15 protein-coding genes and 1 pseudogene are annotated in these 18,960 nt (G+C 70.1%); 9 read left to right on the top strand and 7 right to left on the bottom strand.

Annotated elements, in window-relative coordinates:
- Nucleotides 1-250 precede the first annotated feature (250 nt).
- On the top strand, nt 251-1,054 hold the full coding sequence (locus tag J2853_RS44375) for a helix-turn-helix domain-containing protein (protein ID WP_307567880.1): 804 nt from the start codon (nt 251-253) through the stop codon (nt 1,052-1,054).
- 127 nt (nt 1,055-1,181) lie between these two features.
- Here J2853_RS44375 and J2853_RS44370 read toward each other — a convergent pair whose 3' ends face one another.
- Nucleotides 1,182-2,153 (bottom strand): GlxA family transcriptional regulator, encoded by a 972-nt coding sequence (locus tag J2853_RS44370; protein ID WP_307567878.1) that lies wholly within the window; start codon nt 2,151-2,153, stop codon nt 1,182-1,184.
- A 461-nt stretch (nt 2,154-2,614) separates the two neighbouring features.
- On the opposite strand from J2853_RS44370, the gene J2853_RS44365 reads away from it, so the two are divergent.
- From J2853_RS44365 to J2853_RS44355, 3 genes and pseudogenes are all read left to right on the top strand, one after another.
- The gene (locus tag J2853_RS44365; protein WP_307567876.1) at nt 2,615-3,253 is read left to right on the top strand and encodes an HD domain-containing protein; all 639 of its coding nucleotides are present in this window, start codon (nt 2,615-2,617) and stop codon (nt 3,251-3,253) included.
- 159 nt (nt 3,254-3,412) lie between these two features.
- Complete coding sequence (locus tag J2853_RS44360; RefSeq protein ID WP_307567875.1) at nt 3,413-3,733, top strand: zinc-binding dehydrogenase; 321 nt, start codon at nt 3,413-3,415, stop codon at nt 3,731-3,733.
- Nucleotides 3,730-4,808: pseudogene (locus tag J2853_RS44355) on the top strand (methyltransferase). Before J2853_RS44360 ends, J2853_RS44355 begins: the two are co-directional and overlap by 4 nt.
- Before the next feature lie 232 nt (nt 4,809-5,040).
- Here the strand turns inward: J2853_RS44355 and J2853_RS44345 are convergent.
- The 4 genes from J2853_RS44345 to J2853_RS44330 form a co-directional block, all read right to left on the bottom strand.
- Nucleotides 5,041-6,603 (bottom strand): PepSY-associated TM helix domain-containing protein, encoded by a 1,563-nt coding sequence (locus J2853_RS44345; protein ID WP_307567869.1) that lies wholly within the window; start codon nt 6,601-6,603, stop codon nt 5,041-5,043.
- A 116-nt stretch (nt 6,604-6,719) separates the two neighbouring features.
- On the bottom strand, nt 6,720-7,262 hold the full coding sequence (locus J2853_RS44340) for a hypothetical protein (protein ID WP_307567867.1): 543 nt from the start codon (nt 7,260-7,262) through the stop codon (nt 6,720-6,722).
- Between the two features lie 235 nt (nt 7,263-7,497).
- Entirely contained in the window at nt 7,498-10,029 is a 2,532-nt protein-coding gene (locus J2853_RS44335) for an ABC transporter permease (protein WP_307567865.1), read from the bottom strand.
- Nucleotides 10,029-10,760, bottom strand: a complete 732-nt coding sequence (locus J2853_RS44330; RefSeq protein WP_307567863.1) for an ABC transporter ATP-binding protein — start codon at nt 10,758-10,760, stop codon at nt 10,029-10,031. Before J2853_RS44330 ends, J2853_RS44335 begins: the two co-directional genes overlap by 1 nt.
- Nucleotides 10,761-10,851: 91 nt before the next feature.
- Between J2853_RS44330 and J2853_RS44325 the strand changes: the two genes are divergently transcribed.
- On the top strand, nt 10,852-11,457 hold the full coding sequence (locus tag J2853_RS44325) for a response regulator transcription factor (RefSeq protein WP_307567862.1): 606 nt from the start codon (nt 10,852-10,854) through the stop codon (nt 11,455-11,457).
- 18 nt (nt 11,458-11,475) lie between these two features.
- On the opposite strand, the gene J2853_RS44320 is transcribed toward J2853_RS44325, so the two are convergent.
- Both J2853_RS44320 and J2853_RS44315 read right to left on the bottom strand, forming a co-directional pair.
- Entirely contained in the window at nt 11,476-13,728 is a 2,253-nt protein-coding gene (locus J2853_RS44320; RefSeq protein WP_307567861.1) for a sensor histidine kinase, read from the bottom strand.
- Nucleotides 13,729-13,785: 57 nt separating this feature from the next.
- Nucleotides 13,786-14,721, bottom strand: a complete 936-nt coding sequence (locus J2853_RS44315) for a LysR family transcriptional regulator (protein ID WP_307567859.1) — start codon at nt 14,719-14,721, stop codon at nt 13,786-13,788.
- A 252-nt stretch (nt 14,722-14,973) separates the two neighbouring features.
- Between J2853_RS44315 and J2853_RS44310 the strand changes: the two genes are divergently transcribed.
- From J2853_RS44310 to J2853_RS44295, 4 genes are read left to right on the top strand one after another with little or no spacing between them, the layout of a single operon-like run.
- Nucleotides 14,974-15,858, top strand: a complete 885-nt coding sequence (locus tag J2853_RS44310) for an ABC transporter substrate-binding protein (RefSeq protein ID WP_307567857.1) — start codon at nt 14,974-14,976, stop codon at nt 15,856-15,858.
- Nucleotides 15,855-16,709 carry an amino acid ABC transporter permease gene (locus J2853_RS44305; protein ID WP_307567856.1) on the top strand — a complete coding sequence of 285 codons (855 nt, stop codon included), beginning with the start codon at nt 15,855-15,857 and terminating at the stop codon, nt 16,707-16,709. The genes J2853_RS44310 and J2853_RS44305 overlap by 4 nt, the downstream gene beginning before the upstream one ends.
- Nucleotides 16,706-17,467 carry an amino acid ABC transporter ATP-binding protein gene (locus tag J2853_RS44300; RefSeq protein WP_307567855.1) on the top strand — a complete coding sequence of 254 codons (762 nt, stop codon included), beginning with the start codon at nt 16,706-16,708 and terminating at the stop codon, nt 17,465-17,467. The genes J2853_RS44305 and J2853_RS44300 overlap by 4 nt, the downstream gene beginning before the upstream one ends.
- Before the next feature lie 17 nt (nt 17,468-17,484).
- Nucleotides 17,485-18,633 (top strand): NAD(P)/FAD-dependent oxidoreductase, encoded by a 1,149-nt coding sequence (locus tag J2853_RS44295; protein WP_307567853.1) that lies wholly within the window; start codon nt 17,485-17,487, stop codon nt 18,631-18,633.
- The last annotated feature ends 327 nt before the right edge of the window (nt 18,634-18,960 follow it).

Genomic DNA, 18,960 nt, shown 5'->3' with positions numbered 1-18,960 from the left:
GGGGCCGGGCGTTCGCGGCTCCTCTTACCTGGCCGAAACGCCTCCCCGGCTCACCCCGAAACACCTCCACCACTTACCGGCAAACGCATCGCATTTTCCACCTTTAATAGGCATTTATCATCGGTAAATCTAGTGCGACCGATGTTTTCATCTGGCATACGCGTATCTCGTGCACGCTAGATAACATCATGGTAATCACTACGTGGACGGTAATGGTTTCCCCCCGCCCCTGCCGGTTATCGTGTTATGCGTGACCAGCACCAGCGTGTCCCGGCCAGTCGGCGAACTTCTCCGCCAGTGGCGGGAACGTCGGCGGATGAGCCAGATGGATCTCGCCCTCCAAGCCGACATCTCCACCCGTCACCTGAGCTTCGTGGAGACCGGCCGCTCCAAACCCAGCAGGGAGATGATCCTCCACCTCGCCGAGGAGCTGGAGCTTCCCCTCCGCGAGCGCAACCACCTCCTGCTCTCCGGCGGGTTCGCCCCGGTCTACTCGGAGACCCCGCTAAACTCCCCGCACATGGCCTCGGTCAGGGAGGCTCTGGGCCAGGTCCTGAGCGGGCACCAGCCCTACCCCGCGGTGGTCGTCGACCAGCGCTGGAATCTGGTGGACCGCAACTCCGCCACCGGCCTGCTGCTGCGCGGGGTCGCACCGGAGCTGCTCGTCCCGCCGGTCAACGTGCTCCGGCTGAGCCTGCACCCCAAGGGGATGGCCCAGCGGATCACCAATCTGGGCGAGTGGCGAGCCCACCTGCTGCACCGGCTGCGCCGCCAGATCAGTCTCACCGCCGATCCCGACCTCGCCGCGCTCTGGCGCGAGCTCGACGACTATCCCTGTGACCAGCCCGAGCCCGAGATAGAGCGGCCGGGGTCCGGCGACATCGTGATCCCGCTACGGCTCCGCCGCGGCTACCGGGAGCTTGCCTTCTTCAGCACGATGGCCACCTTCGGCACCCCGCTGGACATCACCGTCGCCGAGCTGGCCATCGAGGCCTACTTCCCGGCCAACCCCGAGACCGCCGCCTACCTGCAGCACCAGCACCACCCGGACTAGCAATGCCTTGCCAGGCCTGTCGATGACCGCTGCGACGCAACGGTTTCATCGTCCGGCGGCAGGTGGGGCATGCGCCTGCCCACTCCACCCCGGCGACCCCACGACACACCGGCCTGACAGAGCGCCGCTAACCCGCGTTGGCGCGGCGGGCCGTGCCGAACCGGCGTTGGTAGGCGGCGGGGCTGATCGACAACTTCCTGGCGAAGACCCGTCGCATGCTTTCGTAACTGGGGAACCCGGCGAGGGTCGCGGCCTGCGTCGCGGTGTGTCCCTGGTCGAGCAGTGCCCTGGCCATGTCGAATCGGATGCTTTCCACGTAGCGGGCCGGTGTCGTGGACAGCTCGTCGTGGAAAAGCCGGGTGAGGTGCCGGGTGCTCATGCTGAGGTGTTTCGCGAGTTCACCGAGCGAGTGGTCCCCGTGGGGGTTCGCCGTCACCAGGTCGGTGATCGTGCGGAGAGCCGGCGAGCGGGGCGGCGGTCCTTGCAGCGGTGCCGAGAACTGGGACTGGCCGCCCGCACGCTGCATGTACACCACCAAGGCGCGGGCGACATCGCGCGCCAGGTCGGGCCCGTGGTCCTCTTCCACGAGAGCGAGCGCCAGGTCGATGCCGGCCGTCACCCCCGCCGACGTGTACGTGGTGCCGTCGCGGACGTAGATCGCGTCGGGCTCGACGCGGCACGTCGGACACCGGGCGGCGAGCTCGTGCGCGACCTGCCAGTGCGTGGTCGCGCGCTTGCCGTCGAGGAGACCGGCGGCGGCGAGGACGAACGCCCCGGTGCAGATCGACGCGACCCGGCCGGCCACAGCCGCCGGTATCCGCGCGGCGTCCGCCAGGTCGCCGGGGACACGGGCGCGCGGATAGAGGTTGGACCCGGCCACCAGCAACGTCTCGAAAGCCGGCTCCGAGGAGACGGCGCCGTCGACCGAGAGCCGGGCTCCGATGTTCGACGTGACGTCCGCACCGGTCGGCGACAGCAGCACGATCCGGTAGTCGGCACCGAACCGATTCGCCTCCTTGAACACCTCCGCGGGACCGGCGACGTCCAGCAACGTCACCCCGTCGTAGACGAGGATCGCGACGGAGTGGGGGGCGTTCACCGCTCCGATCCCTCCGGAGCCGGACCCGCGCGGTGACCGACCGGATCCCGGCGGCACCGACCGCCGCCGGCCGGCGACGCAGGAAGCATGGACACCGTTCATTGTTAGCACACCGTTACCAAGATCCTCCTGAGCGGGTTGCTCAACCGGCAGCGAGCGCCGAAGCCACCCCTCCGGCCCCTGGATGGCTTCGGCGTGCCGCGACCGAGGCCCGGTCGGCTCACGCGATGAACCCCGCACCGGGCATCGCGCGGAACCGGCGGTGACGGACGACGCGACGTCGCAGGCCACGTGCCGGACCTGGCCACGCGACGTGGTGGAGCGCACGGCTGCGATCTCGCCCTGTCCGGATATAAGTGATTCCTGGCCGGACGAAGGCGGCGCCGCACGCCGGCCGGTGGGCAGCATGGACGTCGGACACACGGTCCACCGCCGACGCACTTCCCAGGAGGCCAGAGGTCATGTCAGAGGTCATCGCAGGGTTGGAGATCCCTGCGACAGCGGCGGTCGCCGAAGCGACCAGGCTCATCCAGGAGACGACCAGCCCTCTCATCTACCACCACTCCCGGCGGGTCTTCTTCTTCAGCCTGATTCACGCTCACAAGCTCGGCGTGAAACCGGACCCCGAGCTGCTCTACGTGGCGGCCATGTTCCACGACACCGGACTCCTGACCCCCTTTTCCGACGTCGAGCAGCGCTTCGAAGTCGATGGCGCCGACCATGCGCGCAAGTTCCTTCTGGACCGGGGTTTCTCGGCGGCCGCCGCCGAGACCGTCTGGACGGCGATCGCGCTGCACACCACGCCGGGCATTCCCGACCGGATGGCCCCGGAGATCGCGACCACGTACCTCGGCGTCTTGACCGACGTGCTCGGCTTCGGCCTGGACGGACTGGAACACGACCAGCTGGGCGAAATCCTCGCCGTCCACCCGCGAGGGGACTTCAAGAACGAGTTTCTGCGAGCCTACGTCGACGGGCTCAAGAACCGCCCCGAAACCACGGCCGGCACCGTGAACTCCGACGTGCTCGAGCACTTCATCCCCGGCTTCCAGCGCACGACGACGGTCGAGCGCATGATCGGCTCGCCCTGGCCGAGCTGATCGGACATCACACGAGGCCACACGACGCTCACAGGCGCACCGACGACGGGCGATCCGCGGCCTCCGTGGCCAGGATCCGGCACCAAGCGCGCTACGAGCGGACCCGCGCTGAGCCCCACGACCACCCCATGGCGACGAACGTTCATGAAAGGACCGAGCATGCGAGCGATCACCGTACGAGACCGCGACGTGGGTGTCGGCAGCCTCACCCTGACCGGCATGCCTTACCCTCACGCCGCGGGCGGCGTCGGCTCGATCGCCGTCCAACTCGCGCGAGAGGCGGGCGCCCGCGTGATCGGCACCGGCCGGGACGACGATCGTGACATCGCGCTCAGCCTCGGCGCGCAGACCTTCCTCGACCTGGACGCCGACGATCTGCGGCACGTCGGCGAGGTGGACGTGGTGTTCGCCCGCCACCGCCGCACGCCCGGAAAGACGATCATTCAGGTCGCGGACGAACAAGGAGCGCAGCGCTCATGACCAAGGTGCGAAACAACAAGGTCCGCGATCAATCCATGACCGAGACCGTGAACTCTTCGGCGAGCGAAACCGAGACCCCGGCCGTTGTCGTCACCCTCATGCAGATGATCAGTGGCTACTGGGTGAGCCAGATCGTCCGCACGGCGGTTGACCTTTCCATCCCCGATCATCTCGCCACGGAGTCACTGACCGCGGAAGAGATCGCTGAGCGCGAGTCCAGCGACCCGCGCACCACATACCGGCTCTTGCGAGCTTGTGCGTCACTCGGCCTGGTGGCCTACGAGGGCGATCGCCGGTTCTCGGGGACACCGATGAGCGAGCTGCTCCGGTCGGGAGTGCCGAACACGCTGCGGGAACTGGCATTGGTCTGGGCCGGTCCGTCACACTGGCGGCCCTGGGAGCGGATGCCCGAGGCCGTCCGCAAGGGCGGTACTCAGGTCGAGGCGGTGCTGGGCACCGATTTCTTCTCCTACCTGGCCGAACGGCCCGAGGAGGCCGCGCTGTTCTCGGCCGCGCTGGCGGGCGTCAGCGACCGGTTGAACCGGCTGGTGGCCGCGACGATCGACACCACGAACGTCTCGGTCGCGGTGGATGTCGGCGGCGCCACCGGAGCACTTGTACGCGGCATCCTTCAGAGCAACCCGGCGCTGCGCGGCCTGAACCTCGACCTGCCGGTCAACGCGGCCACGGCCCGGCAAGAGGCCGAGAAGGACGGTGTGGCGGACCGTTTCGAGGCCGTCGGCGGTGACTTCTTCCACGCCGTTCCGGCAGCCGACCTGTACTGCTGAAGGCGGTGTTGCACGACTGGTCGGACGAGCAGTGCGTGCGGATCCTGCGCAACTGCCGTGCCTCCGCCCGCTCGGGAGCCCGCGCCGTGGTCGTGGAGAACGTGATCGGTGAGATCGGGGCCCCGGGTGTCGAACCGCTCGCCGACATGCACATGCTGGCCATGTCGCCGGGCCAAGAGCGTGACCTGCCCGAATTCGATGCGTTGTTCGCCGCCTCGAGATGGCGCCGGGTCTCGGTCACCCCGACAGGTCTCAGCTTCACAATGATCGAGCTGGAAGCGGTCTGACGTCCGTCCCGGCCGGCCCGCCCCGGTTCGCCCTGGGCGCGGCGTCGTTGTCGGCAGGGCTCGCGGAGGCTGCGCAGAGCCGAGTCGCGGGAGCGGAGGATCCGGGAATCGATCGAACGGTGGAAGGCCAACGTCCGGAACGTCGTGGCAGGAGGCCCGCCGGTCAAGCAGTGAACCGGCCCATGCGTGGGGGTACGGCGACGCCGTACCCCCACCCACGTCAGGCGGGCGCCTAGACCCCTGACTTTTCGGAATCGGACGTCTCGACTCCGGATTCCTCATCGCCTGACTGCCCGGCGGCGTTGTCCCCGGCACCGGACTTCACGGGGCCGGACGACCCGGCGGCGGGTTTCCCGGAGTCGGGCATCTCAGCGTCCGGCTTCCCGACGCCCGGCGCTCCGGCGCGGGACGCCTTGACCCGACCGAGTACGACGTCGAGCACGAGGAAGGCGAGCAGCGAGATCCCGAGCAGCGGCAGGAACAGTCCCACGGCGATCACCACGGCCGCCAGGGGCAGGACCACGGCCCAGGGCAGCCGCCGCAGGTCGCCTCGCTCGTAGGGGGTGCCGAAGCCGCGGGTCGGACGGCGCAGCCACCACATCCGGTAGCCCAGCACGATGACGGAGATCAGTCCCGCGGCCAGCGCCATCAGGAGGATCTGGTTGGGCAGGCCGAACAGCACGCCCATGTGCCCGTCGATGCCCCAGCGGGTGAGCTTGGCCCCGATGGGGAAGTCGGCGAAGCGCAGCTCACCGGTGACCTGGCCGGTGGCGGGGTCGACCGCCACCTGGTCGTTGCGCTGCGGCCAGTCGCGGTCCGTCTCCTTGACGACGTAGGCGCTCCCGGGCTCGCCCGGCCAGACGATCTCCAGGGGCCCGGACAGCCCCTCGCCCTCGGCGGCCCGCGTGACCTGGTCGGCGTCGACGGGCTGGGTGGAGCCGTGACCGGCGCCGCCCCCGCCCCCGTGGTCGGCGTGGTCGCCCGCGGAGGTGGACAGCGCCGGAGTGGACCAGTTCAGCGCGGTCTGGAGCGCGTCGACATTCGCTCCGGCGTACTTCGACCAGGTCAGACCGGTGGCGGACAGGAAGAGCAGACCGACCACCGCCCACAGGCCGACCGAGCCGTGCCAGGAGAGCGTCCGCCGCGGGCCGCGAACGCCGCGTTCGGGCGCGATCAGGCGGCGCAACCGCCGGCCGTTCCGGCGGCGGCTCAGCCACAGCAGCAGTCCGCCGAGCGCGACGACCCACAGCCAGCTGGCGGCCAGCTCGCTGTAGAGACGTCCCGGCTCGCCCAGTTGCAGGTGACGGTGGAAGGTGGAGATCCAGGTTCGCACCGGCAGCGCGCCGGAGCTGCCGTAACTCTCCAGGGCCCCCCTCACCTCGCCGGTGTAGGGGTCGACGAAGACCGCCAGCCGGGTGCTCTCGGCGAGGCCCGGCACATCGAGCAGGACCTGGGTCGTGTCCCCGGGTCCGGCGGCGGTTCGTACGGCGCCGAGGGTGCCCTCGGGGTGTGCGGCCGTGGCGGTGGCGACCTGCTGCGAGAGCGGCAGCCTCGCCTGCCCCGCCGGGACCGGGACCGTCAGCTCGTGGGAGTAGACCACCTTCTCCACCTGGTAGGAGGCCGCGTAGAGCAGGCCGGTCGTCGCCGCGACCAGCAGGAAGGGCGCGACGAGGATGCCGGCGTAGAAGTGCAGGCGGAGCAGGAGCGAACGCAGGACGGGCCAGGTGGAGGGCTCGTGGGGTGCGGAAGGGGAGGACGGCTCAGCGGTGGGCTGAACCTCGACGTCCGACGTCATGGGAGGTTCTCCGTTCACAGGAGGCGCGCACGACGAGAGGTACGCGCCATCTCGGCGAGGGGTTCATGAGAAAGGCCGTCCGCGGGGCGCGGCGGCACTCGGGCCCGCGGGCCCGATCAGATGACGGAGAAACCTGCCGGCGGACCACGCCGGGAGACGGCCGCGGTGAGCAGCCGGGTGACGAGGGGAACGCGATCGTCACCCCTGGCCGGAGGGGTGACGCGGTGGGCGATGACGGGGGCCCGCCACACCAGGAGGGTGAGGACCGAGGCGACGAGCAGCCTCAGGATGACGGCCAGGCCCGATTCTCCACGTTCCAGCCAGTAGGCCGACAGCAGTGCCGTCGCGACGTGCACCAGCAGCATGAACAGGCCCGCGGACAGGCCCCCGCCATGAGGGTGCTCGGTGGGCGGCGGAACCATTCCGGCGGAGAACCACAGGTGCAGGCCGTACTGGGTGGCGAACCCGGCCCCCATCAGCACGCCGAGCCCACGCTGGCGCCGGGCGAGGAAGAACGCTCCCACCGCGACCGGTGGCATCGCCCCGGCCAGGACGCCCGGGGCCACGGGAGCGCCCTGGGCCAGCGTGTGCATGGCCATCGACACCGTCACACACACGACCGCGAACACCGCGGCGCGCATGAGACGAAGGACATGCATGGGGCAATGGTGACAGAGAACGGCGAATCTGCCAGCCCCTTGATCTTCTCAGCAATGTGCATTATTACCGGTTGATCCTCCGCTGAGGATCGCCAAGACGCCAGGGACTCCTCGCGGAACGGGCTCGGCCACGCCCATTCCGCGAGAAACCCGGGTCCGTCCATCGGGTCCAGCGGGAATGCCGAAGGTCCCGGAGGGAATCCGGGACCTGGGCGACAGGGGTTGGCAGGGAGATTTACTCGCGGGCGCCGATGGTGTCGGCGGGGCGGCCTCGGAGGGCGAAACGGGCAGGGACGCCGGTGGCGGCCCACGCCAGGATCACCGCCCCCGCGACGATCAGGGCATAGGTGAGAGGGGGGACGTAGGGCAGGGCGGAGCCGGTCATGCCGACGCTGAAGGCGGAGATCGTGACCAGGGCGGCGGCCGTGCCGAGGAGCACCGAGACGGCGACCACGGACAGGGTCTCCAGGCGGAGCATCCGCAGGACCTGGCGGCGGGTGGTGCCGACGAGGCGGAGCAGGGCGAACTCGCGGGCGCGGTCCGAGGTGGCCATGGCGAGGGTGTTGACGACCGCGATGGCCGTGAACGCGATGATCAGGCCCATGGCCACGTAGTTGATCTCGGCGCCGGCCTGCTCGCGCTCGGCCACGACGGTCGCCCGGTCCGCCACCGCGATCCCGGGGAAGTTCCGCAGGGCCTTCGCGAGGCCGGCGGCCGAGGATCCGGCGACGAGAACGGTGTCGCTGAGGGGGTTGTCGACGTGGGCGGCCACCAGTCCGCGGGCCAGGGTGAGGTCGCCGAAGCCGAGATTGCGGGTGTAGGTCGCGACGACCTTCAACGAGGCGGGCGTGCCGTCGCCGAGCGTGAGCCCGATCCGGTCGCCGACCTCGAAGCCCAGCTTCTCGCTGACCGCCACGGTGTCCTCGGCCAGGAGCCCGATCGAGCCGGAACTCACGCCCAGGTCCGTGGTCTGCCCGAGCCCGGCGGGGGTGACGGCCTGGGCTCCGTGCTTGGCGAGGCCGATCCGGACCGTGGTGTGCAGGACCTCGGTGACCGCGGTGACCCCGGGCGCGCGCCGTACGGCCTCGACCGCGGTGGTGGGAACGCGCGGCCCGAGCACGTGGGCGGCGCGGGTGCCGTCGCGCAGCTGGCCGGCGGCGGCGTGGCCCGTCGTGTCCTGGACGAAGAGGATCGTGCAGGTCATGGTCACCATCAGGGTGAGCGGGGCGATGACGGAGGCCAGGCGGCGGGCGCCGGTGAGGAGGTTGGCGGCGGCGAGGTAACCGCCCGCCCCGGAGGCGCGGAGCAGCAGGGCCGGCACGGCGACGAGGATCCGTGCGACGACGGGGCCGAGCAGGGCCACGGCGACCGCCCAGATCAGGGCCGTCAGCATCGTGACCGGGCTGGACGCGGCCTCGGACGAGAGCGTGGAGAGCACGATCGTGAGGGTCACGCCGCCTGCCACGCAGCCCAGCCCGGCCAGTACGCGGACCACGGGCAGCCGGGCCGGGCCCGGCCCGGCGTCGCCGAGCGCCTCGACCGGCCTGACCCGTGCCGTACGGCGGGCCGAGACGCGAGCGGCGGTCCAGGCCGCGGCGACCGTGGCCAGGACGGCGACGATGATCGGGAACGGGCTCACCACCAGGTCCAGGTTGACCGGCATCGCGCCGAGCTCCACGAACCTGGCACGCAACCAGAGGGCGAGCCCGGTACCGAGGAGGGCGCCGGCCGCTCCGGCGGGGAGGCCGATCAGCAGTGCCTCACAGCCGATCATCTTCCTGATCTGCCCGGGGGTGGCGGCGACGGCCCGCAGCAGTGCGATCTCACGAAGGCGCTGCTGGATGGAGAGCGCGAACGTCCCCACCACCACGATGATCGCGACCAGGAGCGAGGTGCCTCCGAGCGCGCCGCCGAGACTGATCAGCTTGATCCGTGACTTGTCGGCGTCGAGGAACTCCAGCGGGCCACGGGCGGCGCCGGTGTACGCCACCGCGACGGCGCCCTTCATCGCGGCGGGCGCCTGCGCGGCGGGGTCCGGTGCGGAGGCGTCCTTGAGCGCGGCGGTGACATCCGTGGCGGGAAAGACGCCGATCGCGCTGACCAGGCCGGGACGGCCGGCCAGGCGGCGGGCCTCCGCCGTGGAGAAGAAGATAGTGGGCTGGTTCTCCAGCGCCTGCGCGGTCACGCCGGCCACCCGGTAGACGCGTGGCGTGGCAGTGGACTGGATCGTGACGCGGGAGCCCACGCGAAGGCCGGTGGCCGCGTCGGTGACGACTTCGTCGTCCGCCGCCGGCGCCCGGCCTTCGGCCAGGGTGAAGGGGGTGAGAGCGGCCGACTCCCAGCCGTGTCCCAGGAGGGGGACCGGCGGTGAGACCTGACTCGCGGAGGCACCGGGTTCCGCGGCCGTTCCCGAGGACTCCCCGGTGAGGTAGGCCGGAAAGGTCACCTCCGTGACGACCGAGGTCACGCCGGGCACCTCCCGGAGCCTGCCGGCCAGCCCGGCCGCGATCCACGCCCGTTCGGCGATGGGCTTGGCCTTGACCTTGACCTTGTCCTCGGACTTGCGGATCGTCTCCCGGACGTTCTGGTCACCGGCGACGATCACCGGGGTTCCGGCGTAACGGGCGGCGGAGACGGTGCCGCGCAGGCCGGTCTCCAGCAGTGTGCCGAAGGCGCAGACGAGTGCCGCGGCGCAGAGCAGCGCCAGGAAGGCCCCGGCGAAGGAGGCCTTGCGGTGGCGCAGGTTGTGCAGGGCGAAGGAGATCATCAGACGTACGCTCCCAGGCGGGTCATGCGCTCGGCGACCGTCTCGACGGTCGGGGCGGTCACGGAGTCGACGATGCGGCCGTCCGCGAGGAAGAGAACGGTGTCGGCGTAGGAGGCGGCGATCGGGTCGTGGGTGACCATCACCACGGTCTGTCCCAGCCCGTCCACCACCTCGCGGAGCAGGGCCAGCACGTCGCGAGCCGTCATCATGTCCAGGGCGCCGGTCGGTTCGTCGCCGAAGACCACCTCGGGCCTGGCCACCAGGGCACGGGCGATCGCGACCCGCTGCTGCTGCCCGCCGGACAGTTGCGCGGGCCGGTGGTCCAACCGGCCGGTCAGCCCGACCCGCTCGACGACCTCCTCCAGCCAGGCCCTGTCCGTTCTCGCCCCGGCCAGCCGGAGCGGCAACGTGATGTTCTGCGTCACGGTCAGCGACGGCACCAGGTTGAAGGCCTGGAACACGAACCCGATCCGCTCGCGACGCAGCTCGGTCAGCTCGGTCTCGTTCATCCTCGACAACTCCGTGCCGCCGAGCCGCACCGATCCCGAGGTCGGCTTGTCCAGGCCCGCCGCGCAGTGCAGGAACGTGCTCTTACCCGAGCCCGAGGGGCCCATCACCGCCGTGAAACCACCCTGCGGAAGGCCGATCGTCACCTCGCGGAGGGCGGCCACCGCGCTCTGCCCCCTGCCGTACACCTTGCTCACAGCGTCCAGACGCACCACGTTGTTCATGGGGACGAGTCTTCCGAGCGCGTGATCTCCGGCCCAGAGACGTCCTCACCGATGAACCATGACCTCGTCATGAACTGGTACATATGACCACATGCTCAAGGTTCTCCTCGCCGAAGATCAGCATGTGGTCCGAGGCGCCCTCGTCGCGCTGCTGGAACTGGAGTCCGATCTCACCGTGGTCGCCGCGGTCGGTTCCGGTGACCAGGTTCTCCCCGCGGCGCTCGAACACCGTCCGGACGTCGCCGTGCTCGACATCGACATGCCCGTCATGGACGGCCTGGCCGCCGCGGCCTCACTTCGCGACCGGTTGCCCGAATGCCGCACGCTGCTGCTGACCGGGAACGGAAAGCCGGGCCACCTCCGCAAGGCCCTGGCCGCCGGGGTCAACGGCTTCCTGCTCAAGACCGCCCCGCCCGAGGAACTGGTCGACGCCATCCACGCGGTCGCCGCCGGCCGGCGGGTGCTGGACCCGAAGCTCGCCGTCACCGCCTGGGACCTCGCCGACAACCCGCTCACCCCTCGCGACACCGACGTGCTCCGCCTCGTCGCGCAGGGCACCGACGCACCCGAGATCGCCGCCCGGCTCCACCTGACCGCGGGAACCGTCCGCAACTACCTCACCGCGATCGTGGCCAAGCTCAACGCCCGCAACCGCACCGACGCGGTCCGCATCGCCACCGAGGCGGGCTGGATCTAGCCGAGCGCCACGAGCCCCTCAGCGCCCGCCCACGGCGGCCTGGGAACGCCCGGCCACCGGAGTCCCCGTCGGCAGGGACAGTACGGCGCGCAGCTCGAACCAGCCGTCGTCGGTCCGGGTCGTGAGCCTGCCGTCGAGGGCGGCCAGCCGGGTGGTCAGGTTGCCGATCCCGGACCCCGGCTTCTTCCCCACGGCGGGCGCCCCGTCGTTGGCCACGCTGAGCCCCTCGGACGTGGTCCTGATGACACAGCGCCGGGCGGAGCTGTGGCGCAGGACGTTGGTCACGGCCTCGCGGAGCACAGCGCTCAGTACGGTGGCCACCCGCGGCGGCAGGAGGTCGTGGGAGAGGTCGAGCTCCGTCTCGATCCCCGCGGCGGCCAGCACCGACCTGGCCGACTCGGCCTCGGCCTCCAGGGACATCTCCCACCCGTCCCCCGACACCCCGCGCATGTCGGCCACCGCCCGCTCGGCCATCTCGACGACGTCGGCCAGCTCGGCCCTTGCCCGCTCCGGGTCCCTGCCGGCGAGACGGCGGGCGAGCTCGCACTTGAGGAGGATCGCGGCGAGGCTGTGGCCGAGAAGGTCGTGCAGGTCTCTGGCGGTCCGGAGCCTTTCCTGGACGACGGCCGCGCTCGCCAGCCGCTCCCTGGCGGTCTGGAGCTCCTTGACCAGCCGGGCCAGCGTGCCCAGGCCGTAGATGACCAGCCCGGTCACCAGCGTGCTGATCGTGAGGTTGGCGACCACCTCGGGGTCGAGATCCATGATCATGGCGCTCCCCGCCACGCTGCCCATGACCCCCGCGACCAGCGGCCACGCCGCCACCGGAGGGAGGGCCAGCAGCAACGGTCCGGCCAGGAATCCCGCCACCACCAACCAGCCCGACCCGAACACGAGGATCGGCAGGTAGGTCAGGGCGGCCATCACCAGCAGGTTCCACGGATGCCGTCCTCTCACCGACCTGAGATGCAGGAAGACGACCAGGCCCAGGCACACCGCGACCGGGAGCAGCGTCTCCGCCGTCACCCGCAACAGCGCCTTCGCGCAGAATCCCACCAGCACGGCCGCCAGCAACGCCACCGACAGCCGATACGCCGAGTCCGCGTTCTCCACCGTGCCGAGACGCCCGACGTCGAGACGCCCGAAGCCGAAGCGTCCGAAGCCGAAGCGTCCGGCGCCGGGACGCCCGGAGACACCGCCGGGACGCCCGCCGGCACCCGCTTCGCCGCTCGCCCCGTCCGGGGTACCCGTCGCCGGGTCCGCCGCGCCGATCGCCGCCGGCCGGGCGGGCGGGGTCTTGGGGACACGGGCGTCGACGGTGAGACGGCCGTCGGGGGCGAGGTCGAGGGTCAGGGTCCCGTGGGCGGAGACGATGCGGGCCTGGGCTTCGGAGAGGGCCTCGGCGGCCTGGACGGCGGTGCGAGGGGCGTCGTGGACGACGCGGAGCCGTACGGAGTCCTCGGACTCGGAGGTCTCGATGAGGCAGTGGCGGGCGGTGCCGTGCCGTACGGAATCGGAGACCGCGTCGCGGAGGGCGACGGCGAGGAGGGCGCCGGTCGGGCCGAGGGGCTCGGTGTGGCCGACGCGGACCTCGACCTCGACTCCGGCCGCGAGAAGGAGGGCGCGGGCCGACGAGGTGTCGGGGGCCAGGGAGAGGGACCGGTAGTCGACGGCGGCGGCGCGGGCGTCGGCCAGGGCCTGCCGGGCGACGGCCAGGACCTCGCCGAGCATCTCGGGCCTTTCCGGATCGAGCCTTCCGACGACCGCCAGGCTCCGGCCGACGCCGGCGTTCAGCTCGGCGGCGATCTGCAGTCGCTCCTCGGCCACGGCCGCCATGGCCAGCTCAAGCCGTGCCGTGAACAGTTCGTCCACCAGCTCGATCATCCGGGCCAGCCCGTAGATCACCAGGGCGATCAGCAGCGTGGTGATCGTGGCGTCCGGTGACAGCGAGATGATCCCGGCGGCCGCCACGACGAGCACCGCGACGGGCCAGGCGGCGGTCAGCAGCAGCGACCCGGCCACGAAGCCGAGCATCCCCACCGATATTCCGAAGCCGAGCACGCCCAGGCACCCCAGACCGGCCTGCGCCGCGAGCAACCACCACGGCCGCGCGCCCGGCAGGACGTAGGCGACCTGAACCAGGAAGGCCGCCACCGCGATCAGCACGGGCGCGGGCGAGGGCAGCTCCGCGAGCACGTAGACGCCGGCGAACCCGCCGAGGACGGCGATGACCACCACCCGGGCGAGGCGCGGAACCAGGTCGATGCGATCCATATCCCGACATCTTCTCAGCAACGGCCGATAAGTGGCCAAAGCACTACCGACGCCGCGTCAGTCACCCGCCAGGGCCGTCGGGAAGTCCGTCCGCCGGTCGAGAGCCTCGGCGGCCGTCCTGAGCCTGCTGATCGCATGGTTGAAGAGGAGGTTGGGGTCGGCGGCGCGGCGCACGGTGGAAACCCTCCGGACATGAGCCGGGTTGCCGAGCTTGAACGCGTACACATCATGTGACTCGATCATGGCCAGCTCCGGCACGATCGCGACCCCCAGCCCTTTGCGCACGAGCTCGAAGGGCAGGTTGTAGTCGTTGGTGCGGAACAACACGTCAGGCTGGAAACCGCCGGCCGCGCAGATGTACGACAGGTTGCGCGCGGCGTCCATGCCCTCCGTGTAGGAGATCCACCGGTCGGCGGCGAGCTCGCCGAACTGAATGCGCTTCCTGCCGGCCAGCCGATGGCCGGTCGGCACCAGCAGGTAGAGCGGCTCCTCCATGATCAACGTCATGTCCAGATCTCTGGGCCAGCTGTGCGGGACCATCCCGTACTCGAACACCACGGCCAGGTCGAGCCGCCCTTCGATGACGGCGGGGATGGTGACCTGTGGGTCCCCTTCCTCGTATCTGACGTCCACCTGCGGGCGGTCGCGCAGGAACTCGGCGAGCACGGCCGGCACCAGCCGGAAGCCGGCTGACCAGAAGCTTCCCAGATGCAGCCTGCCCCGATGCGCGGTGGCGAACGAGCGCATCTCGTCCTCGGTCGCCTCCAGCTCGGCCAGCAGCCTGGCCGCCTTGCGGGCGAGCTGAGCCCCCGCCGCGGTGGGGCGCACGCTGCGTGGGGAGCGTTCGAACAGCTGGACGCCGAGTGTGCGTTCGAGGGACGAGATCTGCTGCGAGACGGCCGAAGGGGTGAATCCGAGGCGCTTGGCGGCCGTCCGGAGCGAGCCGGTGGCGACCACCTCGCGAATTGCCCGCAACTGGATCGGGGTCAGCATCGGCACAACTTAACAGCAGGGAACTCATGCCCACTAGAGCTGACGCTTGCCCGTCCATGACAGATCCGGCGCCCACGTCGTATATGCAGGTGGAGGTTGTTGCCGAGGATAAGGACAGCTGAACAACCTGTGCGCGAACCGGCGTTCTGGTTCATCTTGTTTTCTCACGCCGGACTCCCATCATTAGGGACTAATGAAAACGGCGTTTCACCTGAGAGGGGGTGTCCTGTGGCGATGCGTTTGAAAGCCGGTGTGGCTGTCGCTCTCAGCCTGGCGGGACTTCTGTCCGTGGCGGCTTGTGGCGGGAACGACCCGGCCGACGGCAAGGCCACGGTGGCCGCCCCGGCGCAACAGAAGGACCAAGGGCTGTACGACCTGCTGCCCGACAAGATCAAGCAGAGCGGCACGCTGAACATCGCGGCCGGTCACAACTACCCGCCCCTGGTCTTCCTCGACACCGACAACACGTCGATCACCGGCCTGGAGCCGGAGCTGATGAAGGCGATCGGCCAGGTGATGGGCGTCAAGGTGACGTTCAACCAGGCCAGCTTCGACAGCCTCATCGCCGGTGTCCAGGCGCGCCGCTACGACCTGGCCGTCCAGGCGATGCTGGACACGCCGGAACGCCGCGGGAAGGTCACCTTCGTCGACTACTTCAAGACGAGCAGCTCGCTCCTGGTCCAGGAGAAGGACGCCGCGTCGGTCGCCTCGCTGGACGATCTCTGCGGCAAGGTGACGGCCGTCGAGCAGGGCACCGCCCAGGTGGACGACGCCCAGCAGCAGGCCAAGAAGTGCTCGGCGGCGGGCAAGGCGGAGCTCAAGGTGCTGGTCTTCCCCGACACCGTCGGCTGCATCCAGGCGGTCTCCACGGGGCGGGCCAACGCCTTCATCGGCGGCACCCCCACCGTCGCCTACCAGGCAGGGCAGTCCGGCGGGCAGATGAAACAGGTCGGGCAGCCCTACCGCTTCCTGCCCTACGGGATCTTGGTCAACAAAGAGGACCAGTCCCTGGTGAAGGCCGTTCAGGGAGCTCTGCAGGAGCTGATGGACAACGGCTCCTACGCCAAGATCCTGACGAAATGGCAGGTGTCGTCCGGCGCCCTTGACAAGGCCATGGTCGACGGCGGCTCAGCGTGACCACGCCTCCCGAGACCTCCGACCGGCGCTCGGGGACCGCCACGATCCAGGCGGTTCCGCTTCGGCACCCGGGCCGGTGGGTGGGCTCGGCGGTGCTGGCCTTCCTGGTGATCTTCCTGCTGCAGGGGTGGGCGGCCAACCCTCGCATGCAGTGGGAGGTGGTCGGCGAGTACCTCTTCTCCCCGGCGGTCCTGCGGGGGCTCGGCACCACGCTGTTGCTCACGTTTCTCGCCATGGTGGTCGGCATCGCGGGCGGAGCCCTGCTCGCCGTCCTGCGGATGTCGCCCAATCCGCTGCTGTCCAAGCTGAGCGCGTTCTACATCTGGGTCTTCCGCGGCACCCCGCTACTGGTTCAGCTGCTGTTCTGGTACTTCCTGTCCGCCGTGGTCCCGAAGATCGGGGTGGGCGTCCCGTGGGGGCCGACGTTCTTCGAGTTCGACACCAATCAGATCATCACGCAGATGGCGGCGGCGGTGCTCGGACTGGGGCTGCACGAGGCCGCCTACATGGGGGAGATCGTCCGCGCGGGCCTCACCTCGGTCGACGACGGCCAGACCGAGGCGGCCCACGCCCTGGGCATGACCCGCTTCCAGACACTGCAGAAGATCATCCTTCCCCAGGCCATGCGAGTGATCATCCCGCCTACGGGCAACCAGGTGGTCTCGATGCTCAAGACCACCTCGCTCGTTTTCGCGATAGCCGTACCCGAGCTGCTCACCTCGATTCAGGGCATCTACTCGCGCAACTTCCAGCAGGTCCCGCTCCTCACGGTGGCATGCGTCTGGTACCTCGTGGCGACGACCGTACTCAACGCGGGCCAGTACTACATCGAACGCAGGTTCAGCAGATGAACGCAGTCGTCAGAGCCGAGGGAGTGTGCAAGAGCTACGGCACGCTCGAGGTGCTCAAGGGCATCGATCTCGAGGTGGGGCAGGGAGAGGTGCTGGCCGTGATCGGCCCCTCCGGGTCGGGCAAGTCCACCTTCCTGCGCTGCGTCAACCATCTGGAACGCATCGACGCGGGCCGCCTCTACGTCCACGATCGGCTGATCGGCTACGAGGAGCGCGAAGGGAAGGTCTACGAGCTGCCGGACCACGCCGTCGCCCGGCAACGTCGCGGCATCGGAATGGTCTTCCAGCGCTTCAACCTCTTCCCGCACATGACCGCGCTCGAGAACGTCATGGCGGCACCCATCATGGTCAAGAAGGAGCCCAAGGCCGCGGTCCGCGAGCGCGCCCACGACCTGCTCGCCAGGGTGGGACTGGCGGACAAGACGAACGCCCACCCCGCACAGCTCTCCGGCGGACAGCAGCAGCGAGTGGCCATCGCCCGCGCCCTGGCGATGCGGCCCGACCTCATGCTCTTCGACGAGCCCACCTCCGCTCTGGATCCCGAACTCGTGGGCGAGGTACTGGACGTCATGCGCGCGCTCGTCGAGGACGGCATGACCATGATCATCGTTACCCACGAGATGGGATTCGCCCGCGAGGTGTGCGACACGCTGGTCTTCATGGACGGCGGTGTCGTCGTCGAGTCAGGGCTGCCCAGCGCCCTTCTCGGCGCGCCCCAGCACGAGCGCACCAAGGCGTTCCTGAGCAAGGTTCTCTGATTCCGAAGGAAATCCACGTGTCCCGTGTAATCGTTCTCGGCGCCGGAGTTCTCGGCGCCTCCGTGGCATACCACCTGGTCCAGGCCGGGGCCTCGGTCGTCGTGATCGAAGCCGGTGGCCCCGCCGCCGGCACGTCCAGCGCGACGTTCTCCATGGACGTCACCCATCTGAAGACTCCGCGCTCCTACTACGAACTCAACCGCCGCAGCTCCGCGCTGCACACCACGCTGACCGAGGAACTGGGAGCCCCGTCCTGGCGGCATCCGATGCCCGCGATCCAGTGGGGCGGCAGCGAGCAGGACCAGCGGGCGATCAGGGAGCGGGCGATCCGCCTGCAGTCCTGGGGACACCCATGCCGCATCGCCGACCCCGCGGAGCTCCGCGAGCTCGCGCCCTCCGTCGACCCGAGCTCCTGCACCGCCCACGAGCTGGTGATCCACGACCAGAGTGCCTGGTACGACGCCCCGCTGTTCGTGCGGCGGTTGCTCGACCGCGCGGCCCTGCTCGGCGCCGACATCCGGTACGGCCAGCGGGCGACCGCCCTGATCCGCGAGGGCGACCGCGTCAGGGGGGTCGAGACCGGAATCCGCCGGTGGGAGGCCGACTGGGTGGTGAACTGCACCGGTCCTGACGCCGACCGCGTCGCCGCTCTCGCGGGCATCGGCCTGCCCATGACCGGCATCCCGGGGCTGGTCGGGGAGAGCACCCCCGTTCCGGACGCACGGCTGGGCGCCATCCTCGCGACACCCGAGGTGGACCTGCGCCCCGCGCCCGGCGACCGGATCTGCTCGATCTCCTGGCCCGTCGACGCGTTGCTGTCCGCCGAGGGCACCGCGGAGGCGGAGAGCGGGCTGGAGGAGCGGCTGCACGCGAGCGGGCAGCGGGTCATCCCCGCGCTGCGCGCGGCCCGGTTGGCCGGTATCCGCCTGGGCATCAGGCCGGTGCCCGTCGACGGGCTGCCGCTCGTCGGCGTGCACCCGCAGGCGCCTGGCCTCTACAACCTCGTGACACACAGCGGGGTGAATCTCGCACCCGAACTCGGCCGCCTCGCCGCCGAGGAGATCGTCACCGGCGGTGAGAGCGCCGACCTTTCCGGATACCGTGTGACGCGGGACGTGGCGGCGTCGGTGCAGGACGAGAGCCTGTCCACCATGACCTCTCGCTGACGCCGTCCGACATCGCGGCAGAGTGAGGGCTTCGAGCGTTCGCCCCCCCAGCCGATCACGAATGCCCACGCCCGCTCCGCGAGAAACCGCACACCACGGACCCTCACAGCTTCGATCTCATCGCCGACCACCCGCTCCCCCTCCCGTGGACTCGCCCGGCGCGGAAGGAGGAGCGCCCTCGCCGTCGGCACCCCGGTGAGCGGGCGATCCGAATCGGCATTATGGCCACCGAAATGGACCTTCAACGCCTTACCATAAGGTGATCCATTCGGGCTATACTCCCCGAAATCAGACAACTACGGACCGTCTCCGGAGCGGCGCGGTTCG

The organism is Streptosporangium lutulentum (assembly GCF_030811455.1).
GTDB lineage: Bacteria > Actinomycetota > Actinomycetes > Streptosporangiales > Streptosporangiaceae > Streptosporangium > Streptosporangium lutulentum.
This window is presented reverse-complemented; position numbering and strand designations above follow the sequence as displayed.